This window comes from Pseudomonas sp. A39, from assembly GCF_058145955.1.
This window is the reverse complement of record NZ_JBYVMD010000047.1, coordinates 35,781-43,590: the sequence shown is the minus strand read 5'-3', so window position 1 is coordinate 43,590 and position 7,810 is coordinate 35,781. Positions and strand designations below refer to the sequence as shown.

Annotated in this window: 7 protein-coding genes; 5 read left to right on the top strand and 2 right to left on the bottom strand. The window is 60.3% G+C overall.

What is annotated here, in order from left to right; all coding sequences use genetic code 11:
- Positions 1 to 163: 163 nt before the first annotated feature.
- Positions 164 to 1,657 (bottom strand): CoA-acylating methylmalonate-semialdehyde dehydrogenase, encoded by a 1,494-nt coding sequence (locus AC3ZU9_RS26270; protein ID WP_012722054.1) that lies wholly within the window; start codon positions 1,655 to 1,657, stop codon positions 164 to 166.
- A 39-nt stretch (positions 1,658 to 1,696) separates the two neighbouring features.
- Positions 1,697 to 3,046, bottom strand: a complete 1,350-nt coding sequence (gene aptA, locus AC3ZU9_RS26265) for an omega-aminotransferase AptA (RefSeq protein ID WP_490091547.1) — start codon at positions 3,044 to 3,046, stop codon at positions 1,697 to 1,699.
- A gap of 126 nt (positions 3,047 to 3,172) precedes the next feature.
- Between aptA and AC3ZU9_RS26260 the strand changes: the two genes are divergently transcribed.
- From AC3ZU9_RS26260 to AC3ZU9_RS26240, 5 genes are all read left to right on the top strand, one after another.
- The gene (locus tag AC3ZU9_RS26260; RefSeq protein WP_093542710.1) at positions 3,173 to 4,093 is read left to right on the top strand and encodes a LysR family transcriptional regulator; all 921 of its coding nucleotides are present in this window, start codon (positions 3,173 to 3,175) and stop codon (positions 4,091 to 4,093) included.
- Between the two features lie 88 nt (positions 4,094 to 4,181).
- The gene (locus AC3ZU9_RS26255; protein ID WP_102061176.1) at positions 4,182 to 5,576 is read left to right on the top strand and encodes a uracil-xanthine permease family protein; all 1,395 of its coding nucleotides are present in this window, start codon (positions 4,182 to 4,184) and stop codon (positions 5,574 to 5,576) included.
- An 87-nt stretch (positions 5,577 to 5,663) separates the two neighbouring features.
- Positions 5,664 to 6,323, top strand: coding sequence for a TetR/AcrR family transcriptional regulator (locus AC3ZU9_RS26250; RefSeq protein WP_012722050.1), 660 nt, complete (start codon positions 5,664 to 5,666; stop codon positions 6,321 to 6,323).
- A gap of 12 nt (positions 6,324 to 6,335) precedes the next feature.
- Positions 6,336 to 6,917 (top strand): IMPACT family protein, encoded by a 582-nt coding sequence (locus AC3ZU9_RS26245; protein ID WP_064052186.1) that lies wholly within the window; start codon positions 6,336 to 6,338, stop codon positions 6,915 to 6,917.
- Between the two features lie 49 nt (positions 6,918 to 6,966).
- Positions 6,967 to 7,653 carry an SDR family oxidoreductase gene (locus AC3ZU9_RS26240; protein WP_012722048.1) on the top strand — a complete coding sequence of 229 codons (687 nt, stop codon included), beginning with the start codon at positions 6,967 to 6,969 and terminating at the stop codon, positions 7,651 to 7,653.
- The last annotated feature ends 157 nt before the right edge of the window (positions 7,654 to 7,810 follow it).

Here is a 7,810-nt window from a genome sequence, read left to right as displayed (position 1 = left end):
TTGTTTACCAAGGAGTTTTCCGTTTCGACTGCGCCGGAAGTGGGGCGAATTATAGACTTCCAGAATCTGCCGTCAACACCTTTTTTCACATTTCTGTCATATCGGTCAAAAAGCGCTCAAAAACGCAAAAGCCGGCCCCAAGGGGCCGGCTTTCTAGCCCCCCTTACAGGCTAGGGAAGGCAAACTGCGACGCTTCATGGCTGGCCCGTTGCGGCCAACGCTGGGTAATCGCCTTGCGACGGGTATAGAAACGCACCCCATCCGGCCCATAGGCATGCAGGTCGCCAAACAGCGAACGCTTCCAGCCACCAAAGCTGTGATACGCCACCGGCACCGGCAGTGGAACGTTAACGCCCACCATGCCCACTTCAATCTCATCGCAGAATAGACGCGCCGCTTCACCATCACGGGTGAAGATACACGTACCGTTACCGTATTCATGGTCGTTGATCAGTTGCATCGCCGCTTCCAGGCTAGCCACCCGCACCACGCACAGCACCGGCCCAAAGATCTCTTCTTTGTAGATACGCATTTCAGGCGTCACATGATCAAACAGACTGCCCCCCAGGAAGAACCCCTCTTCATGGCCCGCAACACTCAGCCCACGGCCATCCACCACCAACTTGGCGCCGGAAGAAACACCGTCTTCTATATAGCCACTGACTTTGTCACGCGCCTGACCGGTCACCAGCGGCCCCATATCCAGGCCACAAGAGGTGCCCGCACCAATCTTCAACGCCTTGACCTGCGGCACCAGCTTGGCGATTAACGCATCCGCCACCTGGTCACCCACGCACACAGCCACCGAGATCGCCATGCAACGCTCGCCGCAGGACCCGTACGCCGCGCCCATCAAAGCACTGACGGCGTTATCCAGATCCGCATCCGGCATCAGTACCGCGTGGTTCTTCGCGCCACCCAGTGCCTGTACGCGCTTACCGCGTTTGGTCGCTTCGGAATAGATGTACTCGGCAATCGGCGTCGAGCCCACGAAGCTCAGCGCTTTCACTTCCGGCGCTTCGATCAGCGCATCCACAGCGCCCTTGTCACCGTGCACCACGCTCAGCACGCCTTTAGGCAGACCCGCCTCCTGCAGCAGCTGTGCGATCAAGAGCGTCGAACTCGGATCACGCTCCGAGGGTTTCAGGATGAAACAGTTACCGCAGACAATGGCCAGCGGGTACATCCACAACGGCACCATCGCCGGGAAGTTGAACGGCGTGATACCAGCCACTACCCCCAGCGGCTGGAAATCCGACCACGCATCAATGTTCGGCCCTACGTTACGGCTGTACTCGCCCTTCAGAATCTCCGGCGCCGAGCACGCGTACTCAACGTTTTCGATCCCACGCTTCAGCTCACCGGCGGCGTCTTCCAGCGTCTTACCATGCTCTTCGCTGATCAACTGCGAGATACGCGCTTCGTTCTGCTCCAGCAATTGCTTGAAACGGAACATCACCTGAGCACGTTTGGCGGGCGGGGTATTACGCCAAGCCGGGAACGCCGCCTTGGCCGAGTCGATCGCCTGTTGAATGGTTTCACGGCTGGCCAACGGCACCTGGTGGATCACCTGCCCGGTGGACGGGTTATACACGTCGGCACTGCGACCGCTGTCGTTGACCAACTCGCCGTTGATCAAATGCTGGATAAGGCTCATGCAGGGCTCCTGAAAAGTTGTTCTATATAGAAGGAGAAATCAGTCGATCTTGTTCAGCACTTCGCCGACCGCATCGAACAGGCGATCCAGGTCCTGCGGCTTGCTGTTGAAGGTTGGCCCGAACTGCAGGGTGTCGCCACCAAAACGCACGTAGAAACCGGCTTTCCACAAGGCCATGCCGGCCTCAAAGGGGCGCACGATCGCATCACCGTCACGCGGGGCAATCTGGATAGCGCCCGCAAGCCCGTAGTTGCGGATGTCGATGACGTTCTTGCTGCCCTTCAGGCCATGCAGCGCATTCTCAAAGTGCGGGGCGACTTCGGCGACGCTCTGCACCAGGTTTTCCTTCTGCAACAGCTCCAATGCAGCCAGGCCGGCGGCGCAGGCTACCGGGTGCGCCGAATAGGTGTAGCCGTGCGGGAATTCAACTGCGTACTCCGGCGTCGCCTGGTTCATGAACGTCTGATAGATCTCGCTGCTGGCGATCACCGCGCCCATCGGGATGGCGCCGTTGGTGACTTGCTTGGCGATGCACATCAGGTCCGGGGTCACGCCGAAGCTGTCGGCACCGAACATCGAGCCGGTACGGCCGAAACCGGTGATCACTTCATCGAACGCCAGCAGGATGTTGTGTTGATCGCAGATCTCACGCAGGCGCTTGAGGTAACCCTGAGGCGGCACCAGCACGCCAGCGGAACCCGCCATCGGCTCGACAAACACCGCAGCGATGTTCGAGGCATCGTGCAATTCAATCAGCTTGAGCAGCTCATCGGCCAACGCGATACCGCCCTGCTCCGGCATGCCGCGGGAGAAGGCATTGCTTGCCAGCAACGTGTGCGGCAGATGGTCAACGTCCATCAAGCCCTGGCCAAATAACTTACGGTTACCGTTGACGCCGCCCAGGCTGGTACCGGCGATGTTCACACCGTGATAACCACGGGCGCGGCCGATCATCTTGGTCTTGGTGGCCTGACCTTTGAGGCGCCAGTACGCACGCACCATTTTCACCGCGGTATCGGCGCACTCGGAGCCGGAATCGGTGAAGAACACATGATTCAGGTTGCCAGGGGTCAGGTCGGTGATCTTTTCCGCCAATTGGAAGGACAACGGATGACCGTACTGGAAGCCCGGCGAGTAGTCCAAAGTCCCCAGTTGCTTGGCGACCGCTTCCTGGATCTCCTTACGCGTGTGCCCGGCGCCGCAGGTCCACAGGCCCGACAACGAGTCATACACCTTGCGCCCCTTGTCATCAATCAACCAACTACCTTCAGCCGCCACGATCAGGCGCGGGTCTCGCTGAAAGTTACGGTTGGCCGTGTACGGCATCCAGTGAGCGTCCAGCTTCAATTGGCTGGCCAGGGACGATGGGGCGTTTTCGGGCATGTTCATCAGCAAAACCTCGCAAGGCAAAAGGCAGCGTCGGGATTGAAAGAGCGTTGTTGCAGCTAAATTGCCACGGCGATAAAGTCGGTGAAATCCAACTCTTCTAACCTTCAGTCAGGCCTTCACTAAACTATGAGCAGCCGTCGACCCGATCCCCTGGCGCAAGTCAGCGACTTTGATATCCGCCTGCTGCGCATCTTCCGCAGCGTGGTGGAGTGCGGGGGCTTTTCGGCGGCGGAAACCGTGCTGGGCATCGGGCGTTCGGCGATCAGCCAGCAAATGAGCGATCTTGAGCAACGGCTCGGATTAAGACTGTGCCAACGCGGCCGCGCCGGGTTTTCCCTGACCGAAGAGGGTCGCGAGGTCTACCAATCGGCCCTGCAACTATTAAGTGCCTTGGAAAGCTTTCGCACCGAGGTCAACGGCCTGCACCAGCATCTGCGCGGGGAACTGATCATCGGCCTCACCGACAACCTCGTCACTCTGCCCCATATGCGCATCACCCACGCGCTCGCGCAATTGAAGGAGCGCGGCCCGGACGTGCAGATCCAGATCCGTATGATCGCCCCCAACGAAGTTGAACAAGGCGTACTCGACGGCCGCCTGCATGTCGGCGTGGTGCCCCAGGCCAGCGCCCTGTCGGGGTTGGAATACCAGCCGCTGTACAGCGAGCGTTCACTGCTCTACTGCGCGGTGGGCCATCCGTTGTTCTATGCCGAAAACAAGCAGCTGGACGATGCACGCATCGATGCCCAGGACGCCATCGCCCCGACCTTCCGCCTGCCCGCCGAGATCCAGGCCCATTACCAAGTCCTCAACTGCACCGCCAGCGCCTCCGACCGCGAAGGCATGGCCTTCCTGATCCTCACCGGTCGCTACATCGGCTACTTGCCCGATCACTACGCCAGCCTGTGGGTACAACAAGGCCGACTGCGTGCGCTGAAACCGGCTACACGTTTTTACGATTTGAGCCTCGCATCGGTCACGCGCAAGGGCCGTCGCCCCCATTTGGTGCTGGAAAGCTTCCTCGAAAGCCTGGCAGCAACGCGCTAACCCAGGTCTTTTGTGAAAAGCTGAGCAACTGGACAGCTTTTTGCAAGCGCACAAGGACCTAGAACCGTCCGACTCGAGTTTGCCCCCCATGCCACCAGAAACCTCCAGCCCCAGCGACCTTATCTACGGCCTCAACGACCGGCCGAAACCTGCCCCGGCCTTCCTCGCTGCACTGCAACACGTGCTGGCCGCCTTTGTTGGCATCATCACCCCGCCGCTGATCATCGGTTCTACCTTGGGACTCACCGCGCATTTACCGTACCTGATCAGCATGGCGTTGATGGTTTCCGGTGTGGGCACCTTCATCCAGGCGCGTAGGCCATTTGGTATCGGCGCCGGGATGATCTGCCTGCAAGGCACCAGCTTCGCGTTCCTCGGCGCGGTGCTGTCGGCGGGCTTCCTGGTGAAGCAACGCGGCGGCAGTCCGGAAGACATCATGGCGATGATCTTTGGCGTGTGCTTTTTCGGCGCCGGGGTGCAGATCGTGCTGAGCCGATTCATCGGTCAACTGCGTCGGGTCATCACGCCGCTGGTGACCGGGATTGTCATCACCCTGATCGGCATCAGCTTGATCAAGGTCGGCATCACTGACCTTGGCGGCGGTTTCAACGCCCCCGACTTCGGCGCACCCACCAACCTGGCGCTGGGTCTGTTCGTGGTGTTGACGATCATACTGCTCAACCGCTCCAACACGCCGTGGGTACGCCTCTCGGCCATCATCATCGGCCTGGCCCTAGGCAGCCTGGCCGCCTGGTTCAGCGGCAAACTCGTGCCCCAAGCCCTGCCCGACCTGCCGCTGGTGAGCCTGCCGATTCCGTTTCGCTTCGGTTTCAACTTCGACTGGAGCGCTTTCCTGCCGATCGCGCTGATTTATCTGATCAGCAGCATAGAAACCGTCGGCGACCTCACCGCCAACTGCATGATCGCCCGCCAGCCCATCAGCGGCCCTTCCTATATAAGCCGGCTCAAGGGCGGCGTACTCGGCGATGGCGTGAGCTGCATGATCGCCGCCACCTTCAGCGCCTTCCCCAACACCACCTTCGCGCAAAACAACGGCGTGATCCAACTCACCGGCGTGGCCAGCCGTTACGTCGGCTTATATATCGGCGTGGTGTTGTTTGGCCTGGGCCTGTTTCCGTTGATCGGCGCAGTGCTGCAGCAAATCCCCAAACCGGTACTGGGCGGCGCAACCCTGGTGATGTTCGGCAGTGTGGCCGCCGCCGGCGTGCGCATCCTCGCCCAGGCACCGCTGGACCGGCGCAGCATGCTGATCATCGCCACGTCGTTTGGTGTCGGCCTGGGCATCGCCGCCCAACCGAACCTGCTGCACTTGATGCCCATGCTGGTGCAGAACCTGTTCGATTCGGCCATCACCAGCGGCGGGCTCACAGCCATCGTGTTGTGCCTGTTATTGCCGGAAGCCAAAGCCGCCCGTGCTGACGCAAACCACACAACGGAAAGCGACACACTGGAACCGCTTTGACGGTTTTATTGCATCAGGACTTGTCTGAGGCTTGAGGGTGGGTTATCTGTGCACACGTCGTCTCTATCGATCAGCACGGAAACCTCCATGAGCCTCGAAGTTCCTGCCCACAGCAACCAAGCCGGTAAACCCGCCAGCCGCATTCGGCAAAAGAACGAACAAGCGATTCTCCAGGCTGCTGAAGACGAGTTCGCGCGCCATGGCTACAAAGGCACCAGCATGAACACCATCGCGGCCAGTGCCGGACTGCCGAAGGCCAATCTGCACTACTACTTCACCAACAAGCTGGGCCTGTATATCGCAGTGCTCAGCAATATCCTCGAACTGTGGGACAGCACCTTCAACGCGCTGACCGCCGAGGATGATCCGGCCGTGGCCCTCACCCGCTACATCCGCACCAAGATGGAGTTCTCACGGCGCCAACCCCAGGCTTCACGGATCTTCGCCATGGAGATCATCAGCGGCGGTGAATGCCTCACCGAATATTTCAGCCAGGATTACCGCGCTTGGTTCAGCGGCCGCGCGGCCGTGTTCCAAGCCTGGATCGACGCCGGCAAGATGGACCCGATAGACCCCGTGCACCTGATTTTCCTGCTGTGGGGCAGCACCCAGCACTACGCCGACTTCGCCACCCAGATCTGCCGCGTCACCGGTCGCACCAAGCTGACCAAGCAGGACATGGAAGACGCCGGCACCAACCTGATCCACATCATTCTCAAGGGCTGTGGCATCAAGCCCGCCTATTAAACGAAGCGACTTATGCCTTTCACGCTCACCGGCCTTTGCGAGTTTCGCGAAGAAATACGCAAAAGCCGCTTTATCACCCTCGCCGCCCCGATCACCAGCCCGCAAGACGCCCAGGCGTTTTTCGAGCAGTACAGCGACCTGAACGCCACGCACAATTGCTGGGCCTGGAAACTTGCCGACCAATACCGCAGCAATGACGACGGCGAACCCGGCGGCACCGCCGGGCGGCCGATCCTGGCGGCCATCGAGGCACAGGGTTTTGATCAGGTCGCGGTGCTGGTGATTCGCTGGTACGGCGGCATCCAGCTGGGAACCGGCGGTCTCGCCCGTGCGTATGGCGGCGGCGCGAATAAATGCCTGCAAAATGCCGAACGCATTGAACTGATCAGCCGCGTCCCGCTGAGTTGCGCCTGTGGGTTCGCCGAGCTGAACCTGGTGAAATTGCGCGTTGCTGAACTGGGCGGGCTGGTGATTGAAGAAACCTTCACCGCCAACGGCGTCGAGTTGCAGCTCGCCTTGGGCGAAGCCCATATCGACACCCTGCAAACTCAACTCGCCGACCTCAGCCGTGGGCGTATCCTGCTACAACGCTGAAACTGCTAACGTTGCACTCCCTGAACCGCGACTCCAAAGGAAGCTTTTCATGTCTACGCCAAAAACCGCATTGATCATCGGCGCCTCGCGCGGGCTGGGCCTTGGCCTGGTCAAGCAACTGCTTCAGGACGGTTGGGACGTGACCGCCACCGTGCGTGATCCGAGCAAGGCCGATGCCCTGAAAGCCGTTGGCCCGGTCCAGATCGAAAAACTCGACATGGACGACCAGCAAGCCGTGATCGCCCTGGCCCAACGCCTCAAGGAACGCACCTTCGACCTGCTGTTCGTCAACGCCGGCGTCAAAGGCCCTGCCAATCAGGAGCCGGGGCACGCCACCCTGGCCGAAGTCGGCCAATTGTTTTTTACCAACGCCGTGGCGCCGATCAACCTGGCCCAGCGCTTTGTCGGGCAGATCCGCAAGGACAGCGGCGTACTGGCTTTCATGAGTTCGGTATTGGGCAGCGTGACCATCCCCGACGGCTCCGACCTGGCGCTGTACAAAGCCAGCAAGGCCGCGCTCAACTCCATGACCAACAGCTTTATCACCCAGCTGGGTGATCACAAGTTGACCGTACTGTCGTTGCACCCGGGCTGGGTGAAGACCGATATGGGCGGCGAAAACGCGCACATCGACGTGGACACCAGCGTGCGTGGCCTGGTTGACCAAGTGAACGCCTACACTGGCAAAGGCGGTCATCACTTCATCGATTACAAAGGCGACACCATCGCGTGGTAACCACCGAGGATGAACAGGTGGAAGGGAGGGGGGCTTGCTCCCTCCCACACTGAACGCGCTGTATTCCTACAGGTAGACCAGATCTCGAACTACACGTAATCTACCCAACTCGCCCTCCCCGGCGACCCTGGATCAGCAGACAGGGCAACACTGAGCT

Excerpts from the sequence above, each read along its gene's own strand:
- AC3ZU9_RS26245 (WP_064052186.1), top strand. The coding sequence starts at position 6,336 with ATGCCTTTCACGCTCACCGGCCTTTGCGAGTTTCGCGAAGAAATACGC.
- AC3ZU9_RS26260 (WP_093542710.1), top strand. The coding sequence starts at position 3,173 with ATGAGCAGCCGTCGACCCGATCCCCTGGCGCAAGTCAGCGACTTTGAT.
- AC3ZU9_RS26250 (WP_012722050.1), top strand. The coding sequence starts at position 5,664 with ATGAGCCTCGAAGTTCCTGCCCACAGCAACCAAGCCGGTAAACCCGCC.
- AC3ZU9_RS26270 (WP_012722054.1), bottom strand. The coding sequence starts at position 1,657 with ATGAGCCTTATCCAGCATTTGATCAACGGCGAGTTGGTCAACGACAGC.
- aptA (WP_490091547.1), bottom strand. The coding sequence starts at position 3,046 with ATGAACATGCCCGAAAACGCCCCATCGTCCCTGGCCAGCCAATTGAAG.
- AC3ZU9_RS26240 (WP_012722048.1), top strand. The coding sequence starts at position 6,967 with ATGTCTACGCCAAAAACCGCATTGATCATCGGCGCCTCGCGCGGGCTG.
- AC3ZU9_RS26255 (WP_102061176.1), top strand. The coding sequence starts at position 4,182 with ATGCCACCAGAAACCTCCAGCCCCAGCGACCTTATCTACGGCCTCAAC.